21 protein-coding genes and 1 tRNA gene are annotated in these 25,126 nt (G+C 62.0%); 7 read left to right on the top strand and 15 right to left on the bottom strand.

Translation table 11 applies throughout. The annotated features are described in order from the left end of the window. Positions 1–10: 10 nt before the first annotated feature. The gene (locus ACODSJ_RS17230) at positions 11–475 is read left to right on the top strand and encodes an SRPBCC family protein (RefSeq protein WP_489102872.1); all 465 of its coding nucleotides are present in this window, start codon (positions 11–13) and stop codon (positions 473–475) included. Between the two features lie 212 nt (positions 476–687). Here ACODSJ_RS17230 and ACODSJ_RS17225 read toward each other — a convergent pair whose 3' ends face one another. After that, positions 688–2,568: a methyl-accepting chemotaxis protein gene (locus tag ACODSJ_RS17225; RefSeq protein ID WP_489102871.1), complete on the bottom strand. Its 1,881-nt coding sequence runs from the start codon at positions 2,566–2,568 to the stop codon at positions 688–690. A 316-nt stretch (positions 2,569–2,884) separates the two neighbouring features. Between ACODSJ_RS17225 and ACODSJ_RS17220 the strand changes: the two genes are divergently transcribed. Further along, entirely contained in the window at positions 2,885–3,889 is a 1,005-nt protein-coding gene (locus tag ACODSJ_RS17220) for an AraC family transcriptional regulator (protein ID WP_489102870.1), read from the top strand. A 42-nt stretch (positions 3,890–3,931) separates the two neighbouring features. Here ACODSJ_RS17220 and ACODSJ_RS17215 read toward each other — a convergent pair whose 3' ends face one another. Continuing rightward, positions 3,932–4,618, bottom strand: coding sequence for a Crp/Fnr family transcriptional regulator (locus ACODSJ_RS17215; RefSeq protein ID WP_489102869.1), 687 nt, complete (start codon positions 4,616–4,618; stop codon positions 3,932–3,934). Positions 4,619–4,705: 87 nt separating this feature from the next. On the opposite strand from ACODSJ_RS17215, the gene ACODSJ_RS17210 reads away from it, so the two are divergent. Then, positions 4,706–5,230 carry an Mpo1 family 2-hydroxy fatty acid dioxygenase gene (locus ACODSJ_RS17210; RefSeq protein WP_489102868.1) on the top strand — a complete coding sequence of 175 codons (525 nt, stop codon included), beginning with the start codon at positions 4,706–4,708 and terminating at the stop codon, positions 5,228–5,230. A gap of 134 nt (positions 5,231–5,364) precedes the next feature. Here the strand turns inward: ACODSJ_RS17210 and ACODSJ_RS17205 are convergent, their stop codons facing one another. The 9 genes from ACODSJ_RS17205 to dibA all read right to left on the bottom strand — a co-directional run bounded on the left by ACODSJ_RS17205 (position 5,365) and on the right by dibA (position 16,062). Continuing rightward, the gene (locus ACODSJ_RS17205) at positions 5,365–7,587 is read right to left on the bottom strand and encodes a GMC oxidoreductase (protein WP_489102867.1); all 2,223 of its coding nucleotides are present in this window, start codon (positions 7,585–7,587) and stop codon (positions 5,365–5,367) included. Beyond that, positions 7,584–8,096 (bottom strand): sorbitol dehydrogenase, encoded by a 513-nt coding sequence (locus tag ACODSJ_RS17200; RefSeq protein WP_489102866.1) that lies wholly within the window; start codon positions 8,094–8,096, stop codon positions 7,584–7,586. Before ACODSJ_RS17200 ends, ACODSJ_RS17205 begins: the two co-directional genes overlap by 4 nt. After that, positions 8,086–9,456, bottom strand: a complete 1,371-nt coding sequence (locus ACODSJ_RS17195; RefSeq protein ID WP_489102865.1) for a cytochrome C — start codon at positions 9,454–9,456, stop codon at positions 8,086–8,088. The genes ACODSJ_RS17200 and ACODSJ_RS17195 overlap by 11 nt, the downstream gene beginning before the upstream one ends. A 296-nt stretch (positions 9,457–9,752) precedes the next feature. Next, complete coding sequence (locus tag ACODSJ_RS17190) at positions 9,753–10,742, bottom strand: sulfate/molybdate ABC transporter ATP-binding protein (protein ID WP_489102864.1); 990 nt, start codon at positions 10,740–10,742, stop codon at positions 9,753–9,755. 3 nt (positions 10,743–10,745) lie between these two features. Further along, on the bottom strand, positions 10,746–11,615 hold the full coding sequence (cysW, locus tag ACODSJ_RS17185) for a sulfate ABC transporter permease subunit CysW (protein WP_489102863.1): 870 nt from the start codon (positions 11,613–11,615) through the stop codon (positions 10,746–10,748). 13 nt (positions 11,616–11,628) lie between these two features. After that, the gene (gene cysT / locus ACODSJ_RS17180) at positions 11,629–12,447 is read right to left on the bottom strand and encodes a sulfate ABC transporter permease subunit CysT (protein WP_489102862.1); all 819 of its coding nucleotides are present in this window, start codon (positions 12,445–12,447) and stop codon (positions 11,629–11,631) included. Between the two features lie 194 nt (positions 12,448–12,641). Continuing rightward, positions 12,642–13,655, bottom strand: a complete 1,014-nt coding sequence (locus tag ACODSJ_RS17175) for a sulfate ABC transporter substrate-binding protein (protein WP_489102861.1) — start codon at positions 13,653–13,655, stop codon at positions 12,642–12,644. Positions 13,656–13,827: 172 nt separating this feature from the next. Next, positions 13,828–14,010 carry a sulfur starvation response protein OscA gene (gene oscA / locus ACODSJ_RS17170; RefSeq protein WP_489102860.1) on the bottom strand — a complete coding sequence of 61 codons (183 nt, stop codon included), beginning with the start codon at positions 14,008–14,010 and terminating at the stop codon, positions 13,828–13,830. A gap of 144 nt (positions 14,011–14,154) precedes the next feature. After that, positions 14,155–16,062 carry a phosphodiesterase DibA gene (dibA, locus tag ACODSJ_RS17165; RefSeq protein ID WP_489102859.1) on the bottom strand — a complete coding sequence of 636 codons (1,908 nt, stop codon included), beginning with the start codon at positions 16,060–16,062 and terminating at the stop codon, positions 14,155–14,157. A 145-nt stretch (positions 16,063–16,207) separates the two neighbouring features. Here dibA and desA point away from each other — a divergent pair, with 145 nt between their 5' ends. Then, complete coding sequence (gene desA, locus ACODSJ_RS17160) at positions 16,208–17,392, top strand: delta-9 fatty acid desaturase DesA (protein WP_489102858.1); 1,185 nt, start codon at positions 16,208–16,210, stop codon at positions 17,390–17,392. 209 nt (positions 17,393–17,601) lie between these two features. Continuing rightward, positions 17,602–18,591, top strand: a complete 990-nt coding sequence (locus ACODSJ_RS17155) for a GGDEF domain-containing protein (RefSeq protein ID WP_489102857.1) — start codon at positions 17,602–17,604, stop codon at positions 18,589–18,591. Between the two features lie 33 nt (positions 18,592–18,624). Here ACODSJ_RS17155 and ACODSJ_RS17150 read toward each other — a convergent pair whose 3' ends face one another. The 3 genes from ACODSJ_RS17150 to gabD form a co-directional block, all read right to left on the bottom strand. After that, positions 18,625–19,842 carry an HDOD domain-containing protein gene (locus ACODSJ_RS17150; RefSeq protein WP_489102856.1) on the bottom strand — a complete coding sequence of 406 codons (1,218 nt, stop codon included), beginning with the start codon at positions 19,840–19,842 and terminating at the stop codon, positions 18,625–18,627. A 146-nt stretch (positions 19,843–19,988) separates the two neighbouring features. After that, positions 19,989–21,266, bottom strand: a complete 1,278-nt coding sequence (gabT, locus tag ACODSJ_RS17145; RefSeq protein ID WP_489102855.1) for a 4-aminobutyrate--2-oxoglutarate transaminase — start codon at positions 21,264–21,266, stop codon at positions 19,989–19,991. Between the two features lie 172 nt (positions 21,267–21,438). Next, positions 21,439–22,881, bottom strand: coding sequence for an NADP-dependent succinate-semialdehyde dehydrogenase (gene gabD, locus ACODSJ_RS17140; protein ID WP_489102854.1), 1,443 nt, complete (start codon positions 22,879–22,881; stop codon positions 21,439–21,441). Positions 22,882–23,230: 349 nt separating this feature from the next. Here gabD and ACODSJ_RS17135 point away from each other — a divergent pair. Then, positions 23,231–23,307, top strand: a tRNA-Arg gene (locus ACODSJ_RS17135). Between the two features lie 177 nt (positions 23,308–23,484). Continuing rightward, complete coding sequence (locus ACODSJ_RS17130) at positions 23,485–24,489, top strand: virulence RhuM family protein (RefSeq protein ID WP_489102853.1); 1,005 nt, start codon at positions 23,485–23,487, stop codon at positions 24,487–24,489. Between the two features lie 256 nt (positions 24,490–24,745). Here ACODSJ_RS17130 and ACODSJ_RS17125 read toward each other — a convergent pair whose 3' ends face one another. Beyond that, a complete protein-coding gene (locus ACODSJ_RS17125; RefSeq protein ID WP_489102852.1) occupies positions 24,746–25,114 on the bottom strand; it encodes a DUF4870 domain-containing protein in 369 nt (122 codons plus the stop codon). Positions 25,115–25,126: the final 12 nt, after the last annotated feature.

Genomic DNA, 25,126 nt, shown 5'->3' with positions numbered 1-25,126 from the left:
GAGCAAGACCATGAGTGCATTTCAACCGGACACCCTGATCAAGAATCCCCACGCCTGCCAGGTCGAAACCTCGGTCCAGGTAGCGGCCGACGCGGCGCGCGTCTGGGACGTGGTAGGCGATTTTGGTGGGTTCAACCGTTTCATCCCGGCGCTGGCGCGCATCGAAATGACCGGCGAGGGCGTGAGGTCCCTGCGCAAGAAGTTCTTCGCCGACGGGCAGAACCTGGTGGTAGAGCAACTCAACAGCCGGGACGACCAGGCCATGCACATGACCTGGACGCTGATCTACAACACCCTGGGCATCGACAACCTGTGGGCGGCCATGCGTGTCGAACCGCTGGCCGACAACCGCTGCCGCGCCACCTGGACCATCATCGCCGACCACACCGACGCCCATACCCCGTCGGGCTTCAGGGACTTCCTGCAAGGGTTCGCCGATGAAGCCATGGGGAATGTGCAGCGGATGTTTGCCTAAGCCCCCATCCCCAAACCCCTGTGGGAGCAAAGCTTGCTCGCGATAGCGCGGACAACTCAAATCCGTGGCGAGGGAGCTTGCTCCCGCTCGGCTGCGCAGCAGTCGCAAAACCAGGCAATGCGGCTTACCTGAAGCAATGCGAGGGCCTGCTGCGCAGGCCAGCGGGAGCAAGCTCCCTCGCCACAGGGGATCGGATCGGCTCGCAACTAGGCTCAGATCTTGAAGCTGTCCACCAGTTGCTTCAGTCGATTGGCCTGCTGGGACAAGGCATCGCAATCCTTCAAGGTTTCATTGAGGTTGGCCACGCTTTGCTGGTTCAGCAGGTTGATGTGGCTGACATCCATGTTGAGGGTTTCGACCACGGCGGTCTGTTCCTCGGTCGCAGCGGCCACCGATTGGTTCATCCCATCGATCTCGCCGATGCGCTGGGTCACGCTGACCAGGCGCAGGCCGGCCTGGTTGGCCACTTCCACGCTTTCTTCGCTGGAGGTCTGGCTGGCGTTCATCGTGGTCACCGCTTCGCGGGAGCCGACTTGCAGCGAGGTGATCATCTTGTGGATCTCTTCCGCCGACTCCTGGGTGCGGTGCGCCAGGTTGCGCACTTCATCGGCCACCACCGCAAACCCACGCCCGGCTTCACCGGCGCGAGCCGCTTCGATGGCCGCGTTCAGGGCCAGCAGGTTGGTTTGCTGGGAGATGCCCTTGATCACATCGAGGATGTGCCCGATGTTGTCGGTGCTGGCGTTCAGGGTTTCGATCTGAGTGCACGAGAGGCTGATCTTCTGCGACAGCTCGGTCATGGCCTGGATGGTTTTTTCCACCACTTGGCGACCGTCGTCGGCCTGGTCGCTGGCGCCACTGGCATGCTGCGAAGCATCGGCGGCGTTGCGGGCGATTTCCTGGGTCGCGGCGCCCAACTGGTTGATGGCCGCGGCCACGCTGTTGGTGCGAGCGCTCTGCTCATCGGAGCCGAGCAGCGAGGCATTGGACGAGGTCATCACCCGCTGCGACAGGTCATGCACCTGCCGGGTGGCGGACGACACTTCCGAGATCGACGCGTGGATCCGCTCCACGAACTGGTTGAACGAACCACCCAACACCGCGAATTCATCCTTGCCCTGCACCACCAGGCGACGCGTCAGGTCGCCTTCGCCCTGGGCGATGTCCTGCATGGCACGGCCCATGGTGGTCAGCGGACGCATCAGGACCTGGATCAACAAGCTCAGCAGCAACGCAATGGCCGTCACCGCGACGAACATCGCAATCAGGGCCGAAGTACGGAATTGGCTCAGCGGCGCGTAGGCCTTGCTCTTATCGATCGACAGGCCGATGTACCACTCGGCGTTTGGCAGGCCGGTAACCGGGGCGAACGACAGGATGCGGTCCTGCCCGTTCAGCTCAACCTCCTGGATGCCCTTGCCGATGCGCACAGGGCTCCCCGCGTAGATGTCCTTGAGGTTCTTCATCACCTGGTCCTTGTCCGGGCTGACGATCACCTGACCGTCGCCGCTGACCAGGAACGCATGGCCAATCCCGCCGAAGTCCACCGAGTTGATGATCTTGACCAGGGTATCCAGGCTCAGGTCGCCGCCCACCACGCCGAGCAGCTCGCCGTTGTGCTTGACCGGCATGGCGATGGTCACCACCAGGCCACCGACGGCCGCCGGGTAAGGCGGGGTCAGCATGGTTTTATCGGCGGCGACGGCCTGCTTGTACCAAGGCCGCTGGCGCGGGTCGTAGCCGTCCGGCATTTTTGCGTCGGGGCGCTGGGTAAAGACACCGCTGGCCTGGCCCACGTAGGTGAACTGGAAGTTCGAGGTCAGCGCCGGTTGGTCCACAAGCCCAGCCAAATCGGCGTTGGCGCCCTGGTGCGCGATGTTCTGCGCCAGGTTTTCCAACACCAGCACCCGGCCGCTCATCCAGTTCTGGACGCTGCTGGCCGTCAGGTCACCGGATTGCTCGATGGACGATTCAAGGCTGCGACCGATGGTGGTGCGCTGCAGATAGTCGTTGTAGAGGGTGAACAGAGCAAACGCCAGGACCACGACGCCGGAGGCGGCCAGGAGGATCTTATGACTGAACTTGAGATTCATTGATGAGGCTTCTTATGCTGGGAGTGGGGGTGCATTCCGTTTGCAACAACTCATTTAGCCGCGCGGGCGAGACTTTTGATCTGCTCCACTTTGGTGCATGCATACCTCTCTGTCGGCCACCTTCTGAAAAAAATTAGGGCTGGGTGAACTTGACCGACGAGAGGACAAGGTTAGACGCTCCCCGGCGTAGCGTGGGACTTGCACAAGTGCCGTGCATGGCTTAATCCTCTCTTATCGATGTGCTCATCCTGGCGGGCATTGCCTGGCAGGGTGGTAGCCGTATACGCCAACCTGTCGACCACGGGCGCCTATCGTCATGACCGAGCCGAGTTCCCTCGCCAGCTGGACCCGCGCCCTGTGCAGACAGCTCGACGCGCTCGACCTGGACAGCCATGCGCTGTGCCTTGAAGCCGGTCTCGATCCGCAACGGATGGACGAGCCGAACGCCCGCTACCCGCTCTCGGCCATCACGCGTCTGTGGGCACTGGCCGTGCAAGCCAGCGGTGACCCGGCGATCGGCTTGCGGGTGTCGCGCTTCGTCAGCCCCTCCACGTTTCATGCACTGGGCTATGCCTTGGTCGCCAGTGACAATCTGCGGGAAGTGTTCGAGCGCATCGTGCGCTACCAGCCTGTGGTCAACGACGCGCTGACGCTGCAACTGAGTCGCGCCGACGATCGATATATGCTCAGTCTCACGGTACCTGCCGGCCATTCGGCGCCAGCCTTTGAAGCCATCGACGCCTTCACGGCGATTTACCTGCGCACCTGTCGCAGCCGGCTGGGCCGCGACTACGCGCCGTTGGCGGTGTACCTGCGGCGCCCGGAACCGGCAGACCCCGCGCCGTGGCAGAAGATGTTCCGCGCCCCGGTGCATTTCGGTGCCGAGCAGGATCGCCTGGAATTCAACCTCGTCGATTTCGACAGCCACCTGGACGACGCCGATCCGGCGTCGGCCGCCGACAACGAAACCCAGCTCAAGCGCAGCCACGCCCCGCTCAAGCCGCTGACCTGGGAGCGCAAGGTACGCACGGCCATCGAAGCCCAACTGCCCGAAGGCGAACCGAGCGCCGAGCGCGTCGCCCAGGTCCTGCACCTGAGCCTGCGCAGCCTGCAACGGCACCTGGCCGATGAAGGCTGCCGCTTCGATGCACTGCTCAATGAGTGCCGGGAGAACTTGGCGTTGCTGCACCTGCGCGACCCGCAATGTTCGTTGAGCGAAGTCGGTTATCTGCTGGGATTCGCCGACGCCGGCAGCTTCAGCCGCGCGTTCAAGCGCTGGACCGGGATGACGCCGGGGCAGTTTCGGGATGGGTTGTGCTAGGGATCCGTGACGAACACACCCCTGTGGGAGCCGGAGAGGGTTTCAGAGTGTGGTCAGGACGCGCAGCCGCTCGATGTCGACGATCTCGATCTCACCGTAACCCAGCCGGACAATCCCCTGGCCTTGCAGGTCCTTGAGGATCTGGTTAGTGGTCTGGCGCGACAGCGAGAGCATCAGCGCCAGCTGTTCCTGGGGCAACGGCAGAACCCGGCGTGCCGGTTCGATTTCGCCGTAGCCTTCGGCAATCAATAACAGCCGATGGGCCACGCGGGCCGGGGCGGGCATCAGGCTCAGGTGTTCGAGGCTGATGAAGGTCAGGCGCAGTCTGTGGCTCATCAGCAGCGCCAGGTGCCGCCAGTGGCGTGGTTGCTCTTCCAGAAACGCCAGCAGTGCCGCCTGCGGCAGATGCAGCAGGGTGCACTGCCCCACCCCCAACGCATCATGGGTGCGCGGCTGGCCGTCGAACAGGCAGATTTCGCCGAACCAGTGGGGCGCTTCGACTACGCTCAGCAACGCCTCCTTGCCGTGTTCGTTCACCGCGCCGACCCGTACCGCCCCCTCAAGCACCGCGTACATCCCGCAGGGCGGATCGCCCCGCTTGAACAGCCGCTGCCCCGGCGACAGGCGACGAACCCGCGACATTCCCAGCAGGCTGTCCTGCAATTCAACGGGCAAATGGCTGTACCAATGACCGGCCATCAGGTGCGAGTGCCAGGGATGCGCATTCATGGAAACTCCGGGACAAGTGTCGGCTAACTGACAGAACGCCTCGTGGGACCCAGGCATCATGCAGGTACCCCCTCAAGAGGAACAACAATGAAAAGCCTCGTCGATCATCTCAGTCAATACGCGGCCTACCACCGCGACCCACGGAACATCGCCACGCATTTTGTCGGCATTCCACTGATTTTCGTCGCCGTCGCGGTGCTGCTCTCGCGCCCGGGCTGGCCGATGGGGGCGGTGCTGCTGTCGCCGGCGCTGCTGGTGGCGGCGGCGAGCGCCTGGTTCTATCTGCGCCTGGAATGGCGCCTGGGTGGGCTGATGACCGTACTGCTAGGCCTGGCCGTGTGGCTGGGCCAGACACTGGCCGTCCAAGGCACTGCGGTGTGGCTGGGCAGTGGCCTGGGGATGTTTGTGCTGGGCTGGATCATCCAGTTTGTCGGCCACTATTACGAGGGTCGCAAACCGGCGTTCGTCGACGACCTGAGCGGGTTGATCGTCGGCCCCCTGTTCGTGGTGGTCGAAGCGGGTTTCCTGCTGGGGCTTCGGGGCGAGCTCAAGCGCGCCATCGAAGAACGCGCCGGCCCCGTCGCCTTGCGCAACCAGCGTTCGGCGGCCTGAACGGTTGGCATGTTGACACAGCCCCTGGGGGAGCTGAGCTTGCTCGCGATGACAGCGGTACATCCAACCTCGATGCAAGCTGATCCAACGCCATCGCGAGCAAGCTCGCTCCCACAAAAGTCACCGCTCTAACGCTACAGCGTGCCGAACTCGACCCGGACCGTCAGCGACCCTGTGTTGTCGGTCAACCCCGCCCCGTAGCGCCCGGTCAGGTCATCGTTTATGCACAACTGCAGCTCACCTTGCTGGCCGGCGGGCGCCTGCCCCAGGTCGCCGACCAGGAACGGCGTGCCGGCGTCGCCCACCCGGCCGATCAAAGCGCCTTCGGCAGCACCGGGCAGTGCGTAGCTGTCATAGTCGATGTGCCTCGAACCGCCGTTCCCATCCACGTTGCCGCCTTGCGGGCTGGCACACCACCGCCCACTGACGTAACGCACCAGGCGCGGCACCAGCGTATTGATCTGCACGCCCGTGCCCTGCCAGGGCTGGTTGGCCTGGACCTGCATCGTCACCGCCTTCAGGTCGTTGGCCACGGTGTCCCCGGCCTGGAATGACAGCGCCGCGATCGTCAGGCTGGGGTTCGAGGTGCCGGTGCTGGGGAACACCCCATCGCCCACCAGGAACAGGTTCTGGTGATCCCAACTGCGCTGGTATTTGTCCACCACCGACTTGGCCGGATCACTGCCCATGCGGTACGTGCCCATCAGGTGCCCAGCGCCCTGGAAGCTGTATTGGTCACCTTTGTACTCGAACGTCCCTTGGCCAACGATATCCGTCAGTTCCACGGCACCGAGCAGGTCCTTGATGATGTGGCTCGCCAATATCTTCGCTTGCCGGAAACCTTCCTTGGTGTAATCGGACAGGTCGTAATGAATCTCCGGCCGGAGAATGCCGAGTCCGTCCTTGTAGCCATCCGTGGAAGGCACGATGTAGCTGCTGGCGTGGTCGGGATCTTGCTCCACCTGCTCCACCAAAAAGCCGATCCGGAACTGGCGAATGAACAGGTCGTTGAGTCGTTTAATCAGCGCCGTGCCGTAAAGCGCCTCACTGGGCGGTGCCGGTGTCGCTTTGGAGGGCAATGGGTTGGTGCGGCTGGTGTTCGCCCCGTCGATGAAATCGGCCACGGTGACGTAAGGGTCGCCCACTGGCCAGTTCCAGCCTTCGTTGCCGATTTCGATGCGCCATGCCGCGCGGTGGCTGCGAAAGTCGCCGTCACGCAGGCTCTCGATGCCCGCCGTGGACACCGGGCCGCGATACGGGAACACCGTCTTGCCTTCCGGCATCAGCCCCCACGCCAGGTAAATCGGATGGTCGGACAAACTGCGCCCCACCTGGCCGCTGCTGTTGGCCACACCGTTGGGCCAGGCCGAGCTTTTGGAGTTGAGCAGCAATTTAGGGGTTTCGATGGCATGGGCGGCGATCACGTAACGCTGCCCGATGGCCACGCCAGTACCCGTCTGCGGCCCCTCGCCCAATTGATACTGCATGAACTCGATGCCATTGATGTTGTTGTCCGGGCCCACCGTCACTTTGCTGGCAACGGTCCGGTACAGCACCCGGACCTTGCCGGTGGCCAGGGCCTTGTTCAGGGTCACAGTGGCGTCGTACTTGGCCTGGATCGGGCAGATCGGCGTGCAGTTGGTATTGCCCGCACACACCCGGCGCCCGGCGTAGGGCTGAGCGTTGCGCCCGGCCGGCGTGGGGCTGACCACCAACGGCAAGCCGTCGAAAGTCTGGCCAGTCACGGCGCTGACGAAACTGCCATCGACCAGCGACAAGGGGATGCTGTGCATCGGGAATGAATAACCTTCGGGGAAGGTCATGCCCAGGTAGGCCTGGTCGGCGACATTGGCCGACACGCCGATTTCCGCCTCCGCCCGGCAATAGGCGCTTTGCAGATCGTCGTAGCCAATCGGCCAATCCACGCCGACGCCGTACTTGCTCCTGAGGCGAAAATCGTTCGGCACCATGCGCAGGCACGTCCCGACCCAATGCCAGGTCGTCCCGCCGCCGACCCGTTCATAGGTGCTGTTGAACGGCAGCTTGCCTTTCTGCACCAGATAGCTGACCCCGGGCTTGTCCCAGCCACGGATCAGGTCGGCGATGGTCGCCCGCGGAGCGTTCTCCTTGCTCGGGTCACGCGGTGTGTCCAGGGCCGACACCGGCGGGTAAGGGGATTCCGGGGTTTTCAGCGTGGCGGTGTAGAAGCGCTCCAGGTATTGCGCGCGATTGGCCGGCACTTCCGGGCCAGATTCGAGTATCAGCACCTCCACGCCGGCCATGCCCAACTGATACGCGATGATGCTGCCCGCCAGGCCAGCCCCGACGATGACCACTTCTGCTTGTTCGGTACTCATGACGAGGCTCCTGGCTGCTCGTTGGCCGCCACCCCGGTGTAATCCTCAAGGCTGGGCGGCGTGGTGTTCCAATAGCCAAAGAACATTTCGCTGTAGCCCATGGGGTGGGCCTGGGCGATTTTCCAGGCCCAGCTCTGGATGTAGGCCTGGTCGGAGACCACCATCGAATCGGTCGACTGGTAGCTGCCAGCGGCGTAAGGCTGATACCAGACACCCAGTAGCCACAGCTTCATGATCGAGCGGGCGGCCAGGGCCGCAGGCGTGACGGCCGGACGCGATCCGGCCATCAGTATCGTCTGGGCAATCTGGTCCGGGGGGACATGGTCTGCCGCCAGCGTCGCGTACTGGGTCAGCAAGCCATTGAGCACTTGCGGCGTGATGCGCGGCGTGACGAACTCAAGGAAGATCGGCGGCAACCCCACCTGATCGATCGGCGGCGCCAGTCGGTCCGTGGGAATGCCGGTCAGGGCCGATGACAGGCCTACGAAATTGTCCAGATCACTGCTCATGATTGACTCCTTGTCCGCCAGTGGACTGCGCACGCTCAAGCAAGTAGGTGAAGTCCGCGAAACTGGTACGCGGGGATTCGGTGACATGGGTGGCCGCATTGCCATGGCAGGCCATGCAACTGGACGACGCCTGTGGCACGGTGCCCTGGATGTAGGTTTCCAGCGTGGCGTTGGCCAGGAACAACGGCGCCGGATTGCCCAACGGGCTGGTGGCCGATATCTGGCAATTCGGCAAAGGCGTGTCTGTCGGCCATTGGGTGCTGATCAATTGATAGTTCGCCCAGACGCTCTTCGGATTGACCGTACGCAACAGCGCCTGATAGGTGCTGTTCAAGCTTTTTGTCCCGTCGGTCAGCGGTATTTCGCGCACGATCTGCGAGGGCGTGGCCTTGACCGCCGGGTTCCAGGGCCGTGGTGGCGGCTGGTTGATCGCGCTCTGGCTGGCAGCGTTATAGAACAGGTACGGACCGACGCGCTGGGCCGGCGGCGTGGAGGCTTGCGGCACGTTGTTCACATGCTCGAAGGTCGACCAGACCCACTGCGCCGCGCTGGCGGTCTTGTGCACGATGTGCAGCCCCACCAGCCCGACCGGTTCGGACGCGCACGACTCCTCGACAATCGGCCCATGGCTCGGGTCGCTGTTGCCTGGGGTGTAGACCAGCGCATCGACGGTGTGGAAATCCTCGCGGCGGTCGTTGGGCCCCAACACCTTCCACGACGCCTTGACCATCAACGCACCGACCTGTTTTGTGCTGGTCGAGCCACAGGCAAACGCCACGGTGTTGCTCGGCTTGGCCGCGAAGAATTTCTGCTGGCCTTCGATGCTGTACAAACCGTTGTCGACGATCCCGTCGAACATCGATTGGTTGACCACGATTTCGTTGCGCGTGTAAGTGCCGTTCTGGTCCACCAGCGGGCCGCTCTCGAAAGGCTGGATAAACTCATCCAGCACATCCGGCACCTTGCCCATCTGCTGCAACAGCCGGCCCGGTTTGAGTTGCTTGCACACCTCGGGAAGCGTGGCCGGTGCATTCCACGGCAGAGGCGCCTGGCCCTTGGCCCGGAAGATCTGGTAGCTCTCTTTCCAACTCTCCCACACCGTCGCCCCGTCCTGCTGACCGATGGGGGTGCCGGTATTCGGGTCACCGTTGTCCAGCGCCGGCCAGCTCAGGGCAATGAAGGTCTGCCACGACAGGTCATCGAAATCGGCTTGCAGGTTGGACAGGGAAACCGGTGGGGTCACCGTGACATCGAAGGGAATCTGCGGCGACAACGAGGGGGCGGCGCTGGCGGCCTGACCCAGCATGACGCCTAACAACGCACAGCCAAGCGGGCCATGCCGACGGACTTCCACGCTCATGTTTTCTCTCCTTGGCATCAGGGCACCAGGAGAGATGACACCGGTCCGTCATGGACTCTTACTTGCCTCCTGGCCTGTCAGAGTCTAGGTAGGGTTTGGGCGGGGAAAGGGCATTGGCGTAGAACCAATCGAAGCAAGGTGGGGTGGTGTTATTCGGATTCGGATCGGGGTGTCCGTGGGGACACCTTCGCGAGCAAGCCCGCTCCCACAGGATTCTTGGATGGCCAACAGATTTGTGGTCACCCTCAATTCACTGTGGAAGCGGGCTTGCTCCGGGTGGCGTTCCGACGATGCTTTTAGAGGTTGGCGACTTTCTGCCAGACCTTCGGCTTGAAGAACAACGTCTCGCCCTTCGCCAGGCCCACCAGGCTGTCGTGGTCCTTCACCACTTCGGCTTCGATCAGCTCGTTCTGGCCTTCCACCTTCAGCGTCACCCGGGTGGTGGCGCCGAGCGGGCGGATGTCGCGCACTTCGGCGGCGTGGTGGTCTTCAAGTTCAGTACGCGACAGCGACACTTCATGGGGACGGAACAGCACATGCTGGTCCTCGCCCAGGTGCAGGCGGTTTGAGTCGCCGAGGAAGTGATACACGAAATCGCTGGCCGGGTTCTCGTAGACATCGCCCGGCGAGCCGATCTGCTCGATCACCCCTTTGTTCATCACCACGATCCGGTCGGCGACTTCCATGGCCTCTTCCTGGTCGTGGGTCACGAACACCGAGGTCAGGTTGATATCCTCGTGCAGCCGCGCCAACCAACGACGCAACTCCTTGCGGACCTTGGCATCCAGGGCACCGAACGGCTCATCCAGCAGCAACACCTTGGGCTCGACCGCCAGGGCGCGGGCCAGGGCGATACGCTGGCGCTGGCCGCCGGACAGCTGCTCCGGGTAACGGTCGGCGAGCCAGTCCAGTTGCACCATGTTCAGCAGCTCGTGGACCTTGGTCGCGATCTGGCTTTCGGTCGGACGCTGGTTCTTGGGCTTCATGCGCAGGCCGAAGGCAACGTTGTCGAACACCGTCATGTGGCGGAACAAGGCGTAGTGCTGGAACACGAAACCGACGTTGCGATCGCGCACGTCGTGGCCGGACACATCCTCGCCGTGAAACACGATGCTGCCTTGGTCCGGGGTTTCGAGGCCGGCGATGATCCGCAGCAATGTGGTCTTGCCGCAGCCCGAAGGGCCCAGCAGCGCCACCAGCTCGCCGCTCTGGATATCCAGGCTGATCTCGTCCAGGGCCCTGAATGCGTTGAAATTCTTGCTGACGTTACGGACTTCGATCGACATGACTTATTCCTCCGCGGCGCTGGCGCGCAGGCGGTTGATACGGTTTTCGCTCCACTGCTTGAGCAGCAGGATCAAGAGCGCCAGGATCAGCAACAGGCTCGCCACGGCGAACGCGGCCACGTGGTTGTATTCGTTGTAGAGGATCTCGACGTGCAGCGGCAGGGTGTTAGTCACTCCGCGAATGTGCCCGGACACCACCGACACCGCGCCGAACTCGCCCATGGCCCGGGCGGTACACAGCACCACGCCGTAGATCAGGCCCCACTTGATGTTCGGCACCGTGACATGCCAGAACATCTGCCAGCCATTGGCGCCCAGCAGGCGCGCGGCTTCTTCTTCCTGGGTGCCCTGCTCCTGCATCAGCGGGATCAGTTCACGGGCCACGAACGGTACGGTGACGAAAATCGTCGCCAGCACGATACCCGGCAGCGCAAACACGATCTGGATGTCGTGGTCCGACAGCCACGGCCCGAACAGGCCCTGGGCGCCGAACATCAGCACGTAGACCAGGCCGGCGATCACCGGCGACACCGAGAACGGCAAGTCGATCAGCGTCACCAGCATGCTCTTGCCGCGGAACGAATATTTGCTCACGCACCACGCGGCACTGACGCCGAACACCAGGTTCAGCGGCACCGAGATCAGCACGGCGATCACCGTGAGCTTGAGCGCCGACAGCGCGTCCGGTTCAAGGATCGCGACAAAGAACGCCCCCAGGCCCGACTTCAGGCCCTGGGACACCACGATGAACAGCGGCAACAGCAGAAACAGCGTAAAGACCAGCCAGCCGAAGCCGATCAGCACCCGTCGCGACGTCGCACTGCCGCGGCGGGCGGCGTTGGTGGAGGCAGCGGTAATAGACGATTGGGACATGGTTCGCGCCTCCTTATGGGGTTTCGATGCGCCGCTGCAGCAGGTTGATCAGCAGCAACAGGACGAAGGAAACCACCAGCATCAGCACGCCGATGGAGGTGGCGCCGGTGTAGTCGTATTGGTCGAGCTTGACCATGATCAGCAGCGGCAAGATCTCGGTTTTCATCGGCATGTTGCCGGCGATGAAAATCACCGAACCGTACTCGCCCACGCCACGGGCAAAGGCCAGGGCGAAACCGGTCAGCCAGGCTGGCAGCAACGCCGGCATCAGGATGTGGCGGAACACCTGCCACGGTTTGGCACCCAGGCAGGCAGCGGCTTCTTCGACTTCACGGGGGATGTCCGCCAGCACCGGTTGCACCGTGCGCACCACGAACGGCAGCGTCACGAACGTCAGCGCCAGGGTGATGCCCAGCGGGGTGTAGGCGATCTTGAAACCCAAGTCGGTGGCGAACTGGCCGACCAGGCCAGTCGGTGCATACAACGCCGTCAGGGCGATGCCGGCCACGGCGGTGGGCAGGGCGAACGGCAGATCGATCATCGCATCGATGACCTTGCGCCCGGGGAAGGTGTAGCGCACCAGTACCCAGGCCAGCAGCGTACCGATCACGCCGTTGATGACAGCGGCATACAGCGCGGTGCCGAAACTGAGCTTCAAGGCGGCCAGCACCCGTGGCGCCGAAATGATCGCCCAGAACTGTTCCCAGGTGAGTTGGGCGGCATGGACGAACATCGCCGCCAGCGGTATGAGCACAATCAGACTGAGGTACACCAGAGTGTAGCCCAGCGTCAGCCCGAAGCCGGGTATGACGGGGGATATGCGACGCGACATTAAAAGTCCTTGTTGAAAACACACTGTGGAAACAAGACTGGGTGGGAGCAAGGCTTGCCCGCGATGGGGACGATGCGGTACTTCAAAACCGAGTCGCCTATGTCGCGGGCAAGCCTTGCTCCCACAAAATCCCCTCGCCACAGATTCAGTGTTCGGCTTTAGCCTGGAATCAGCTCACTCAGGTCTTGTTCAGCTTACTGCGCCTGATAGATCTGGTCGAACACACCGCCATCATTGAAGAATTTCGGCTGGGCAGTTTTCCAGCCGCCGAAGTCCTTGTCGATGGTCACCAGCTCCAATTTCGGGAATTGCCCGGAATACTTGGCGGCCACGTCCTTGTCACGCGGGCGGTAGAAATTCTTCGCGGCGATCTCCTGGCCGGCCGGACTGTACAGGTGCTTGAGGTAGGCCTCGGCGATCTCGGCATTGCCCTTCTTCTCGGCGTTCTTGTCCACCACGGCCACCGGCGGCTCGGCGAGGATCGACAGCGACGGCACGACAATGTCGAATTTATCGGCGCCACCCTCCTCCTTCAGTGCCAGGAAGGCTTCGTTTTCCCAGGCCAGCAATACATCGCCCTGGCCGTTGTTGACGAAGGTAATGGTCGAGCCACGGGCGCCGGTATCCAGGACAGGCACATGCTTGAACAGCGCCTGTACGTAGTCCTTGGCCTTGGCCTCGTCACCGCCGTTGGCCTTCAGGCCGTAGGCCCAGGCAGCCAGGAAATTCCAGCGAGCGCCGCCGGAGGTTTTCGGGTTTGGCGTGATGACCGACACGTCGTTCTTGATCAAGTCGCCCCAATCCTTGATGCCCTTGGGATTGCCCTTGCGCACCAGGAACACGATGGTGGAGGTGTAAGGCGTGCTGGCGTCCGGCAGGCGCGTTTGCCAGTCCGCCGGCAGGGTTTTGCCCAGCTTGGCGATTTCATCGATGTCACCGGCCAACGCCAGGGTCACCACATCGGCCCGCAAGCCATCGATCACCGCCCGGCCCTGCTTGCCCGACCCCCCGTGGGACTGTTGGATCTTCACCGTGTCGTCCGGGTGCGCTTTTTTCCAGAAGCTGGCGAATTCGGCGTTGTAGTCCTGGTAAAGCTCACGGGTCGGGTCGTAAGACACATTGAGCAGCTCATAATCCTTGGCGACGGCGGAACCTGCGAAAACGGCACTGGCCAGCGCGGCCAGGGCATAACGACGAATGGACGACATGGTGATAGCTCCGGGAATTCTTGGTTTTCTTATGGCTTCAAAATCGTGAGGCCTGGAAAGATCGAAACGCTGTGGGAGCAAAGCTTGCTCGCGACGAAGGCGATGCGGTCTCTACAGAGATCGAGGCGCTTGTTTCGCGAGCAAGCTTTGCTCCCACGACAACCCACCTGTTTCAAGACGGTTTATGACTCGGCTGCTGCAAACGGAATTTTTCCTTGCGCTCGATCTGGACCACCTGAGCGTTGTGCACTGTGATCTCCACGGCCCCAAAGCGCAGATCGCGCAACGCGTTCTGGATCTCACGCAAGAGGGTGGCTTCGTCCTGTCCGTCAACGCTGCGTAGGGATGCGCTCATGCTGCTGCTCCTTTGAATGAATGCCTGGCAGTGGGCGGCACTGCTTGCGGCGTGGGAGCAATACTAGATAAGGCGAGATATTCTTAAAAAGACTATTTAAGAATTTTTATATAACCAAATAACATACAGCCGCGACACTGATCTTCAAGCAATGGCCGGTGCACAATCCCAGTCCAGTTGCGCCGCCGACACGGGCCTTCCGAACCAGTAGCCCTGCCCCAGCTCACAAGCCTGTTCAAGCAAGAACGCCGCTTGCTCGCGCTGTTCGATGCCTTCGGCGTGCACCTGCATGCCCATGCTGCGGGCCAGGGCGATGATCACCCGGACGATTGCAGCGTCGTCCTCGTCCCACGGCAGGCCGGCGACAAAGCCCTGGTCGATCTTGAGCTTCTGCACCGGCAGGCGCTTGAGGCGCAGCAGCGACGAATAGCCCGTGCCGAAATCATCGATGGCCAGCCTCACGCCCAATTCGCGCAACCGATGCATCTGCTCCAGCGCCACCTCCGGCTCTTCCATCACAGCGCTCTCGGTCACTTCCAGTTCCAGGCACGCCGGGTCCAGGCCAGTGTCCTGCAACACCTTGGCCACCTGTTCGTACAGCTCGCGATGGCCGAGCAACCGACTCGATACGTTGACCGCGACGAACGACAACGCCACGCCCGCCTGCTGCCAGCGGCACATCTGCCGGCAGGCCTGGTCCATGACCCAGGCGTCGATCTGGGCGATCAGCCCGGTGCGCTCGGCGATGGGAATGAACTCGCCCGGCGAAACCAGCCCACGCTTGGGATGCTCCCAGCGCACCAGCGCCTCGACACCGACCAGGCGACTGGTCGCCAGATCGTGCACCGGTTGGTAATGAACCCGCAGTTCCTCGCGCTGGAGGGCGCAGCGCAAATCGAAGGCGATCTCGACCCGCTGCTGGGCGTGGGCGGTGAGCTCCTCGGTGTACAAGGCATAACCATCGCGCCCGGCGTTCTTGGCCTTGAACAGCGCCGAATCGGCATTGCGCAGCAACTGGCCGGCGCTCAGGGCATCGGCGGGGAACAGACTGATGCCGATGCTGGCATTGATGAACAAGGCCTGGTCGTCGAGGCGCAACGGCTCCTTCAACGCATCGAGGATACGACGGGCCAATACCGCCGCCTGCCCGGGCAAGGAACAGTTTTCCACCAAAAGGGCAAACTCGTCGCCCCCGAGCCGGGCCAGCGTCACACCCGGCGCAAAGAGCTCGCGAAAGCGCTCGGCCACCCTTTTGAGCAACTCATCGCCAATGTTGTGGCCCAAGCTGTCGTTGATGATCTTGAAGTGGTCCAGGTCCACCAGCAGCAGGGCGCAGCCGCGTTTGTGCAGCTGCGCCGACGCCAGGGCCTGTTCGGTGCGGTCGGAAAACAGCAGGCGGTTGGGCAGGCCCGTCAGGGGGTCGTGATGAGCCTGGTGCGCCAGTTCGTGTTCGGAATCCTTGAGCGCACTGATGTCCGAAAACACTGCAACGTAATGACTGACCTGGCCGTTGTCATCCTGAATGACCCGGATCGTTTGCCACTGCGGGTAGATCTCGCCGCTTTTGCGACGGTTCCAGATTTCACCGCTCCACTCGCCGAGGCTGTCCAGGGCGGCAAACATGTCACGGTAGAAAGCCGCGCCATGGCGGCCCGACTTGAACAGATTGGGGCGCTGGCCCAGCACTTCCTCGCGTTCGTAACCGGTGATCGCGATGAAAGCCCGGTTCACGTGCACGATCAGACCGTTGCAATCGGTCACCAACACCCCTTCGCGGGTGCAATCGAACACGGCGGCGGCCTGGCGCAGGCGGTCGCGATCGGCGGGGTTTCCCTCTCTTTGCAGAAATCGCGACAGTCGCAACCGCGCGAGGAAGATCAATCCGGTGCTGACCAGCACCCAGATATACCCGTTGATCAGCAGCCAGCGATGTTGGTCATCGGATTGATCGAAGAAACTGCTCAATAAATAACCAACCAATTGCAGCCAGACAACCGACAGCGCGAGGTAAAGCATGGCTGTGCGCATGGCGCTACGTTGATGGGCCGTCATTCGGTCGTCCATGTCCCTACAAAGAGATGGGATTATAGAGGAAGAAACATCCTGCCACTCTTATCTGAAAGGCCGACTGGTTTTATCTGTAGGGGCAGAGATAATGCGACGGCTGTTTCCATCTTTATCGAGGGCCCCGCAGCCTATGTGGTACGAAGGTTTTCTTGGTTTGTCAGCCTGGTCGCTGGTGGCCGTCACCCTGCTGATGACCCATGTCACGATCATTGGCGTCACGGTCTACCTGCACCGGTATTCGGCCCATCGCTCCCTGGAGCTGAACGCCGGCCTCAAGCATTTCTTCCGTTTCTGGCTGTGGCTGACCACCGCGCAGAACACCCGCGAGTGGACCGCCATCCATCGCAAGCACCACGCCAAGTGCGAAACCGTCGACGATCCCCATAGCCCGGTCATCAAGGGCCTGTCCACCGTGCTGCGCACAGGCGCCGAACTGTACCGCGCCGAGGCGCAAAACCCGGAAACCCTGCGTATCTACGGCAAGAACTGCCCCGAGGACTGGATCGAACGCAACCTCTACAGTCGCTTCCCATGGCTGGGCGTGGCGATCATGGCGGTCATCGACCTCCTGCTGTTCGGCACCATCGGCATCACCATCTGGGCGATCCAGATGATGTGGATTCCTGTCTGGGCCGCCGGTGTGATCAATGGTCTGGGCCATGCCGTGGGCTATCGCAACTTCGAATGCCGCGACGCGGCGACCAACCTGGTGCCCTGGGGCATCCTGATCGGCGGCGAAGAACTGCACAACAACCACCACACCTACCCCAACTCGGCCAAGCTGTCGGTCCGCAAATGGGAGTTCGACCTGGGCTGGGCCTGGATCCAGGTGTTCAGCTTCCTGCGCCTGGCCAAGGTCCAGCGGGTCGCGCCCATCGCTCATCGGGTCGAAGGCAAGGGCTACCTGGACATGGACACGGCCATGGCCATTCTCAATAACCGCTTCCAGATCATGGCGCAGTACCGCCGGCTGGTCATCGCGCCGCTGGTCAAACAGGAACTGGCGAGGGTCGATCACTCGGTACGCCATCAGTTCCACCGGGCCAAACGCCTGCTGTCGCGGGAAACCAGCCTGCTGGACGAGCGCCACCATGTGCGCATCCAGAACATGCTGGAACACAGCCAGGCGCTCAAGGTGATCTACGAAAAACGCCTGGCCCTGCAACAGATCTGGATCAAGACCAGCAGCAACGGCCACGACATGCTCGCCGCCATCAAGCAGTGGGTCCACGAAGCCGAAGCCAGCGGCATCCAGTCCCTGCGAGACTTCGCCGGGCAACTCAAGACCTACTCGCTCCGGCCTGCCACGGCCTGAAGCAAGGGAAGGGCTTGTGTGGCGAGGGGATTTACCCCCTCGCCACAGGTTCACATCCATGACTTATCCCGCTAAATCCCCGCACTTCGTCGCCTGAAAAGGAACTTCGCCCCAATTCCCCTATCTCAAGAGCACTTCGCCATCCAGGCGGGCTTTGGAGAAAGCGTGTGCGAACCAATAGCCATGCACGCTCTTTGAGATTTGTGCCGATGGTCGACAAGAACCTACAGGATTCAACCCAACCTCATTGGCCCGAAGCGGCCCAGACCCTGATGGCGCTGATGCACGCCCAGGGCGAAGTCGCTCGCCTGAGCGAACGTGAGCAGTTGTTCAGTTCATTGCTGGTCAGCGTCAACGCCGTGCTGTGGGCATTCAACTGGGAAACACGGCAAGTGCTGTATGTCAGCCCCGCCTACGAGCGGATATTCGGCCGGCCCGCCGGCCTGGTCCTGGCCGACTACAACGAATGGCGCGACGCGATCTATCCCGACGACCTGGAATATGCCGAGCGCAGCCTGGCCGAGGTGCTGGTCAAGGGCGCCGTCGAAGACCGTGAATACCGCATCATCGCCGGCGACGGGCAAATCCGCTGGTTGAGCGACAAATGCTTCATCAACCGCAAGGCGGAACCGGGGCAACCGGTGATCGTCGTGGGCATTGCCGAAGACATCACCGAAAAGAAGCTGCTGGAAAGCGAACTGCAGCGACTGGCGACCACCGATGTCCTGACTCAAAGCAGCAACCGCCGCCATTTCTTCGAATGCGCCCACCGCGAATTCGAACAGGCACGGCTACAAGAGATGCCCATGGCGTTCCTGTTGCTGGACATCGATGACTTCAAGGTGATCAACGACACCTACGGCCACCAGGAAGGCGATACCGTGCTGCAGAAAATCGCCGAAAGCGGACGTGCCGTGCTCCGGCGCGGCGATCTGTTCGGACGAATCGGGGGCGAAGAGTTTGCCGCCGTATTCCCCGGTTGTGCGCCGGACATGGCGATGCAAGTGGCCGAGCGACTGCAACGCGAGATCCAGCGCCTGACGTTCCGCTATGGCGAGCAAAGTTACGGTATCACTGTCAGCCAGGGCCTGACCGGCATTACCGCCGACGACCAGAACCTCGACAGCCTGTTCGCCCGTGCCGACGCCGCCATGTACGAAGCCAAGCGCCAAGGCAAGAACCGCATCATCGCGGCTTGAAGCAGTCCTGTAGGAGCGAGCCTTGCGGTGGTGCTACTTGCGGCGCAACCGCGTCAACTCCGGCAATCCGATCTTCAGCAAACGCGCCGTACGACCACGGGCCAGTTCTTCCAGCCCTTCGTGTGCGGGCAGATGTGCCAACTGCGCGGCCATGTTCATCACCAGGGCTTCTCGGGAATAAACCCCGCCGCCCAGGCCGTAGACCGCGGCAATCAGCTCCCGCAGCTCCAGCGGCAGGCGCCAGCGGGTACGCAACGCCGAGCCGAAACCGGCGCTGTAGCGCTCCAGCGAATCCCCCACCTCCTCCGGTTCATCCAGCTCCCCACCGGCCTGCTTCCATTCCTCCAGGCAACGCAGCAATGCCAGGTCGCCCAGGCGGTGCAGCAGCCCGGCGCAATAACAGCGCTCCTGCTCCAGGTCCAGCAACCGCGCCATCGTCCGGGCGTATTCGGCCGTGTGCAGCGACAGCTCCCAATGACGTTCGGCATAGTCTGCCAGGCACGGAACACTGAGCCGGGCACAACGCTTGAGGGTCAGGCCGAGGATCAGGTTCATGCTCTGCCCGGTACCCAGCTGATGCAGCGCCTGGGCCACAGTCTGCACCGCGCCACCGCCCTGATGCTGCGCTGCGCTGTTGGCCGCCGCAATCAACACGGCAGTGATTTGCGGGTCGGTGCGGATCTCTTCTTCGAAGGCTTTAAGATCCAGGCCATCGGGATTGAGGCTGCGCTTGACCGCCAGTTGCACGTCGGACATCAACGGCGCGCCTTCGGACTGGTCACGCCGACGCTCCAGAAAGGCGCTCAGGGTTTGCGTTACCCCCGGCATCGGCGCGTCGTGGCTGGAGGTTTCATCGCTGCTCAACAGCAACCCTTGCAAACGCTGGATCAGGTTTTCCCGGTTCAACGGCTTGGTCAGATAGGCCGTCGGTGCCAACGGCAAGACCTCGCGCACGCTGGCGCTGTCGTTGCGCTGGCTGACCAGAATGAAGGGCAGCGCGGGGGTCCGATGCTGCTGGCGAAGCCCACGCAAGAGGCTCAGACCATCGACACCCGGCAACTCCCAATCGGCGATCACCAGATCGTAGGGATGCTGCGCCAGCAGCTCCAGGGCCTGCCTGCCCTCGTTGCACGAATCCACCCGGGCATCACAGCGTACGCTCGACAATGCTTGCTCAAGCAGCTCCCGAGACACTGAATCGGCCTCGGCAATCAAAACCCGCGGTACCGCGGGCAAATCCACAGCAGTCATGCAGCATCGCTCCCTTGCAATACCTGCACCTTAGCCAATGAAGCCCGTTCCAGACAGCACAAAATCCCAGGGACAGGTTCCCAGCCATGAAAAAACCCGCCGAAGCGGGTTTTTTGTGGATCAGCGCACAGCGCAGGACAGGTCGATCAGAGCTCGGAGAAGCACTCTTCGAGGATCGCCAGGCCTTTGTCCAGTTGCGCATCCGGCGCGGTCAGCGGCACCAGCACCCGCAGGACGTTGCCGTAAGTGCCGCACGACAGCAGGATCAGGCCCTTGTCGCGCGCCTTGGCCACCACCTGTGCCACGGCTGCGGCGTTCGGCTTGTGGGAGTCGCCGTTTTCGAACAGTTCCACGGCGATCATTGCACCCAGGGCACGCACTTCACCGATGACCGGGTACTTCTTCTGGATCGCCTTGAGGCCCGTCACCAGACGCTCGCCCACCGCCTTGCAACGCTCCAGCAAGTGCTCTTCTTCGAACACTTCCATCACCGCCAGCGCCGCCGCACAGGCAATCGGGCTGCCGGCGTAGGTGCCACCCAGGCCACCCGGAGCGATGGCGTCCATGTATTCAGCCTTGCCACACACGCCAGCCAGCGGGAAACCGCCCGCGATGGACTTGGCAAACGTGGTCAGGTCGGCGGCAACACCCATCTGCTCCATGGCAAAGAAGGTGCCCGTGCGACCGGCACCGGTCTGGACTTCGTCAGCGATCAGCAGGATGCCGTGCTGGTCGCACAGGGCACGCAGGCGCTTCATGAATTCCTTGGGCGCCACATAGAAACCACCCTCGCCCTGCACTGGCTCGATGATGATGGCCGCGATGTCACGCGGTTCGGCGTCGTTCTTGAAAATGCGCTCGATGCTGGCGATGGAGTCGTCGATGCTCACACCGTGCAGTTCGTTCGGGTACAGCGCGCGGAAGATACCGCCAGGCATCAGGCCCATGCCGGCCGAGTACGGCACGACTTTACCGGTCAGGCCCAGGGTCATCATGGTGCGACCGTGGTAAGCGCCGGTGAAGGCAATCACACCGGCACGGCCCGTGGCGGCGCGGGCGATTTTCACGGCGTTTTCCACCGCTTCCGAACCGGTGGTCACCAGCAGGGTTTTCTTGGCGAAGTCACCGGGGACCTTGGCGTTGATTTTTTCGCACAGTTCCACGTACGGCTCGTAGGCCAGGACCTGGAAGCAGGTGTGGGTCAGCTTGTTCAGCTGTTCGGTCACAGCCGCGATAACTTTTGGATGCACGTGGCCGGTGTTCAGCACGGCGATACCGCCGGCGAAGTCGATGAATTCACGGCCTTCGACGTCGGTCACGGTGGAGTTCTTCGCCGACTCGGCGAAAATCGGGTGGATCTGGCCGACACCACGTGGAACAGCGGCGGTACGACGGGCCATCAGATCAGCGTTAGTCTTGCTCATTACAGTCCTCTTCGCCGCTCATCGGTCGGCGTGGTTCAAGGATTACGCAGCGGGAAGTCAACGGCGGCAGCATGCGATGATCGACTGCCACGGCGTTCCCGGCCGCAGAAAAATGCCACATTTGAAACCGCGCAAAGGACAGCGCTCTCGTGCCCTTTGCGCTTGAAACAGATCAGATGCCCAGGCAGAGGTACTTGATTTCCAGGTAATCCTCGATGCCGTACTTGGAGCCTTCGCGACCCAGGCCCGAGGCCTTGATACCGCCGAACGGCGCGACTTCGTTGGAGATCAGACCGGTGTTGACGCCGACCATGCCATATTCCAGGGCCTCGGCCACGCGGAACACACGGCCCAGGTCGCGGGCATAGAAGTACGAGGCCAGGCCGAACTCGGTGTCGTTGGACATCGCGATCACTTCGGCTTCGTCCTTGAAGCGGAACAGCGGTGCCAGCGGGCCGAAGGTTTCTTCCTTCGCCACGGCAGCCGTCGACGGCACGTTGGTCAGGATGGTCGGCTCGAAGAAGTTGCCTTCCATCGGCTTGCCGCCCGACAGCACGGTCGCGCCTTTGCTGACCGCATCGGCAATGTGCTCTTGCACCTTGGCGACGGCCTTGCCGTCGATCAAGGGACCTGTGGTGGTGCCGTCGTCCAGGCCGTTACCGATCTTGAGCTTGGCCACCGCGGCCTTGAGTTTCTCGGCGAACGCGTCGTACACCGAATCCTGGATGTACAGACGGTTAGCGCAGACACAGGTCTGGCCGTTGTTGCGGTACTTGGAAATGATCGCGCCTTCGACGGCCTTATCCAGATCGGCGTCGTCGAACACGATGAACGGCGCATTGCCGCCCAGTTCCAGGGAGACTTTCTTGATGTCCTTGGCGCACTCGGCCATCAACTGACGACCAATCTCGGTCGAGCCGGTGAACGACAGCTTGCGCACGATCGGGTTGCTGGTCAGCTCGCCACCGATGTCGCCGGCGCTGCCGGTGACCACGCTCAGCACGCCTTGCGGGATACCGGCACGGTGCGCCAGTTCCACCAGGGCCAAGGCCGAGAACGGGGTTTGCGAAGCGGGTTTGATAACCATTGTGCAACCGGCCGCCAGGGCCGGACCGGCCTTGCGGGTGATCATCGCCGCCGGGAAGTTCCACGGGGTAATGGCCGCGGTCACGCCGATCGGCTGCTTGATCACGATCAGGCGCTTGTCTGGCTGGTGGCCAGGAATCACGTCACCGTAGATGCGCTTGGCTTCTTCGGCGAACCATTCGATGAACGAGGCTGCGTAGGCGATTTCGCCCTTGGCTTCGGCCAGCGGCTTACCCTGTTCCAGGGTCATCAGGCGACCGAGGTCATCCTGGTTTTCGATCAGCAATTCGTACCAGCGGCGCAGCTTGTTGGCGCGCTCCTTGGCGGTCAGTGCACGCCAGGCCGGCAGTGCCTTGTCGGCGGCTTCAATCGCCCGGCGGGTTTCGGCAGCGCCCATTTTCGGCACGGTACCCAGCAATTCACCCGTGGCCGGGTTGGTGACCTTGATCGTCTGACCATTGTCGGCATCGACCCAAGCGCCATCGATAAAGGCTTGCTGGCGGAACAACTGGGTGTCTTTAAGCTGCATGTCGGCTTTCCTTAACAGCACCGCGCACGCGCGGAGCGAATTAGATTTATAGAAAGGCGCCTTAGGGGCTGCCGTCAGGGAAATCATTCACCGGGCCGAAGCACAGAAATAACGCACAGAAGCATGACCGTGCGGTTCAGCACCCAGACAAGAGCGTTTGAAATCTCAAACGAATCCTAGGGCCGATGGGGGGCAAGGACAATAGGCTGTTCGAAAAAAAGAACAAAAAAGCCGTTTTTGCCCATTTTTTCTGATCAGCGTAGCCGATGCCCGTCTATGCTCACGAAAACACCGGCAAATCAGCAGCATGGACGCCCGCATTGCATATGAGTATCATGGCGCCCGCATTGCACCAGTAGCTCAGCTGGATAGAGTACTGCCCTCCGAAGGCAGGGGTCGTGGGTTCGAATCCCGCCTGGTGCGCCAGATCATTGTTTCTAGTTGTCTTTAGATGTCTACGAAACGCTCGACAGAGCCCGCTCCGTGCGGGCTCTGTCGTTTCTGATTATCTCTCGCTTTTAAAATCGGCAGGAAAAGAGCGCAGTTATGCAACCGCTGCTCACCGGCAAGCGCCGTCAAGGGAGATGAACTGGAGGTCGCCTGATGACAAATAGCGAGCTAATTCTCTACAGCACGGACGATGGTCTAGCGCAGTTCACCCTACGCGAAATGGATAGTCAGGTCTGGCTGACGCAATTGGAAATGGCCGAGCTGTACCAGACCAGCAAGCAGAACATCGGCAAGCATATCCAGGCCATCATCGCTGATGGGGAGCTGGCTGAAGGGGCAGTTGTAAACCAGAAGTTTACTACTGCCGCAGACGGCAAAGATTACCTGACTCACCTTTACGCCCTGCCGATGATCATCGCCGTGGGCTATCGGGTGCGCTCAACGCGCGGCACCCAGTTCCGTCAGTGGGCCACCCGCACCCTGGGTGAGTACCTGCAGAAGGGCTTCGTGATGGACGATGCCCGACTGAGGGAGCCACGCTGGGACTACTTCGATGAGCTGCTCAAGCGCATCCGTGACATACGGGCCTCGGAGAAGCGCTTCTACCAGAAGGTGCGGGACCTCTTCACCCTGGCCGAGGATTACCGTGCCAACGAGCAGGACACTGCCCGCTTGTTTGCTGAAGTGCAGAACAAGCTATTTTTCGCCGTTACCGGCCACACTGCCGCCGAGCTGATCGTACAGCGGGCCGATGCCAGCGCACCCAATATGAGCCTGCTTAGTTTCAAGGGCGATCGGGTGCGCAAGGCTGACGTTGTGGTGGCCAAGAACTACCTGAATGCCGAGGAGCTAGACCAGCTCAATCGCCTGGTTGGTATGTTCCTCGACTTCGCCGAGCTACGCGCCGAGCAGCGTAAGCACTTGGTCCTCGCCGACTGGAGGCAATACATCGACAGCTTTCTGGCTTTCAACGAGCAACCGCTGCTACGTACCGCTGGCAGCATCAGCCACGAGCAGATGAAACAGGTGGCAAATGAGCGTTACGAGCAGTTCGACCAATACCGTCGACAGGCTGAAGCCCTAGCTGCCGATGCTCAAGAGCTGGCGGAGCTTGAGCGGTTGGAAAAGCGCCTGAGCAGCCAAAAGAAGAAACGCTGATCGCTCGCGAATCGCAACTGCGCGTGCCCCGGACATGGAAGCATGGCCCATGCCCGTCGAAGGCACCCCAAAAGACATCGTCAATCTGTTCCAACCCGCAGACCTCAAGCTCAAATCCAGCTCGCCTGTGTCATCGTCATCCAAAAACAAAAGCCCCAGGTCGCAAGACCTGGGGCTTTTTTGTGGGTCACGCCAGGGGCCGATCATCAGGGCCGACCGGACAGGCTCGCGCCGAAGCAGCAGCGGCCACTGATCATTATTTGACCAGCCGCCAGGTGAACGGATACCGGTACGCCTGACCTTCGTTGGCCTTCACCCCGCCGATGATGGTCAGCACCAACGCGCCGATGGCCACCAGGCAGAACAGGAAGAAACCAATCACCACGACCATCAGCAGCAGGCTGATGGCCGACGCGATCGCCACGGTGATCTGGAAGTTCAGCGCTTCCTTGCCCTGGGCGTCGACGAAGGGGTCGGAGTCGCGCTTGAGCTGCCAGAGCACCAACGGCCCGATCAACGTACCGAACGGAATCCAGATGCCCAGCAAGGCCGACAGGTGACAGAACATTGCCCATTGACGTGCCTCTTTGCTCGGCTGGGGCAGCAGGATTTGCTCATCACTCATGACGCTCTCCTT

The organism is Pseudomonas sp. FG6 (assembly GCF_057809015.1).
The sequence above is the reverse complement of the archived record's forward strand: the minus strand, read 5'-3'. Positions and strand labels throughout refer to the sequence as shown.

Bases quoted from the DNA above. Each gene is read 5' to 3' on its own strand.
- ACODSJ_RS17225 (WP_489102871.1), bottom strand. From the start codon at position 2,568: ATGAATCTCAAGTTCAGTCATAAGATCCTCCTGGCCGCCTCCGGCGTC.
- ACODSJ_RS17200 (WP_489102866.1), bottom strand. From the start codon at position 8,096: ATGAGCAGTGATCTGGACAATTTCGTAGGCCTGTCATCGGCCCTGACC.
- ACODSJ_RS17150 (WP_489102856.1), bottom strand. From the start codon at position 19,842: ATGACTGCTGTGGATTTGCCCGCGGTACCGCGGGTTTTGATTGCCGAG.
- oscA (WP_489102860.1), bottom strand. From the start codon at position 14,010: ATGAGCGCATCCCTACGCAGCGTTGACGGACAGGACGAAGCCACCCTC.
- dibA (WP_489102859.1), bottom strand. From the start codon at position 16,062: ATGACGGCCCATCAACGTAGCGCCATGCGCACAGCCATGCTTTACCTC.
- ACODSJ_RS17215 (WP_489102869.1), bottom strand. From the start codon at position 4,618: ATGAATGCGCATCCCTGGCACTCGCACCTGATGGCCGGTCATTGGTAC.
- cysT (WP_489102862.1), bottom strand. From the start codon at position 12,447: ATGTCGCGTCGCATATCCCCCGTCATACCCGGCTTCGGGCTGACGCTG.
- gabT (WP_489102855.1), bottom strand. From the start codon at position 21,266: ATGAGCAAGACTAACGCTGATCTGATGGCCCGTCGTACCGCCGCTGTT.
- desA (WP_489102858.1), top strand. From the start codon at position 16,208: ATGTGGTACGAAGGTTTTCTTGGTTTGTCAGCCTGGTCGCTGGTGGCC.
- ACODSJ_RS17190 (WP_489102864.1), bottom strand. From the start codon at position 10,742: ATGTCGATCGAAGTCCGTAACGTCAGCAAGAATTTCAACGCATTCAGG.
- ACODSJ_RS17220 (WP_489102870.1), top strand. From the start codon at position 2,885: ATGACCGAGCCGAGTTCCCTCGCCAGCTGGACCCGCGCCCTGTGCAGA.
- ACODSJ_RS17175 (WP_489102861.1), bottom strand. From the start codon at position 13,655: ATGTCGTCCATTCGTCGTTATGCCCTGGCCGCGCTGGCCAGTGCCGTT.
- ACODSJ_RS17210 (WP_489102868.1), top strand. From the start codon at position 4,706: ATGAAAAGCCTCGTCGATCATCTCAGTCAATACGCGGCCTACCACCGC.
- ACODSJ_RS17195 (WP_489102865.1), bottom strand. From the start codon at position 9,456: ATGAGCGTGGAAGTCCGTCGGCATGGCCCGCTTGGCTGTGCGTTGTTA.
- ACODSJ_RS17230 (WP_489102872.1), top strand. From the start codon at position 11: ATGAGTGCATTTCAACCGGACACCCTGATCAAGAATCCCCACGCCTGC.
- gabD (WP_489102854.1), bottom strand. From the start codon at position 22,881: ATGCAGCTTAAAGACACCCAGTTGTTCCGCCAGCAAGCCTTTATCGAT.
- ACODSJ_RS17130 (WP_489102853.1), top strand. From the start codon at position 23,485: ATGACAAATAGCGAGCTAATTCTCTACAGCACGGACGATGGTCTAGCG.
- cysW (WP_489102863.1), bottom strand. From the start codon at position 11,615: ATGTCCCAATCGTCTATTACCGCTGCCTCCACCAACGCCGCCCGCCGC.
- ACODSJ_RS17155 (WP_489102857.1), top strand. From the start codon at position 17,602: ATGGTCGACAAGAACCTACAGGATTCAACCCAACCTCATTGGCCCGAA.
- ACODSJ_RS17205 (WP_489102867.1), bottom strand. From the start codon at position 7,587: ATGAGTACCGAACAAGCAGAAGTGGTCATCGTCGGGGCTGGCCTGGCG.
- ACODSJ_RS17125 (WP_489102852.1), bottom strand. From the start codon at position 25,114: ATGAGTGATGAGCAAATCCTGCTGCCCCAGCCGAGCAAAGAGGCACGT.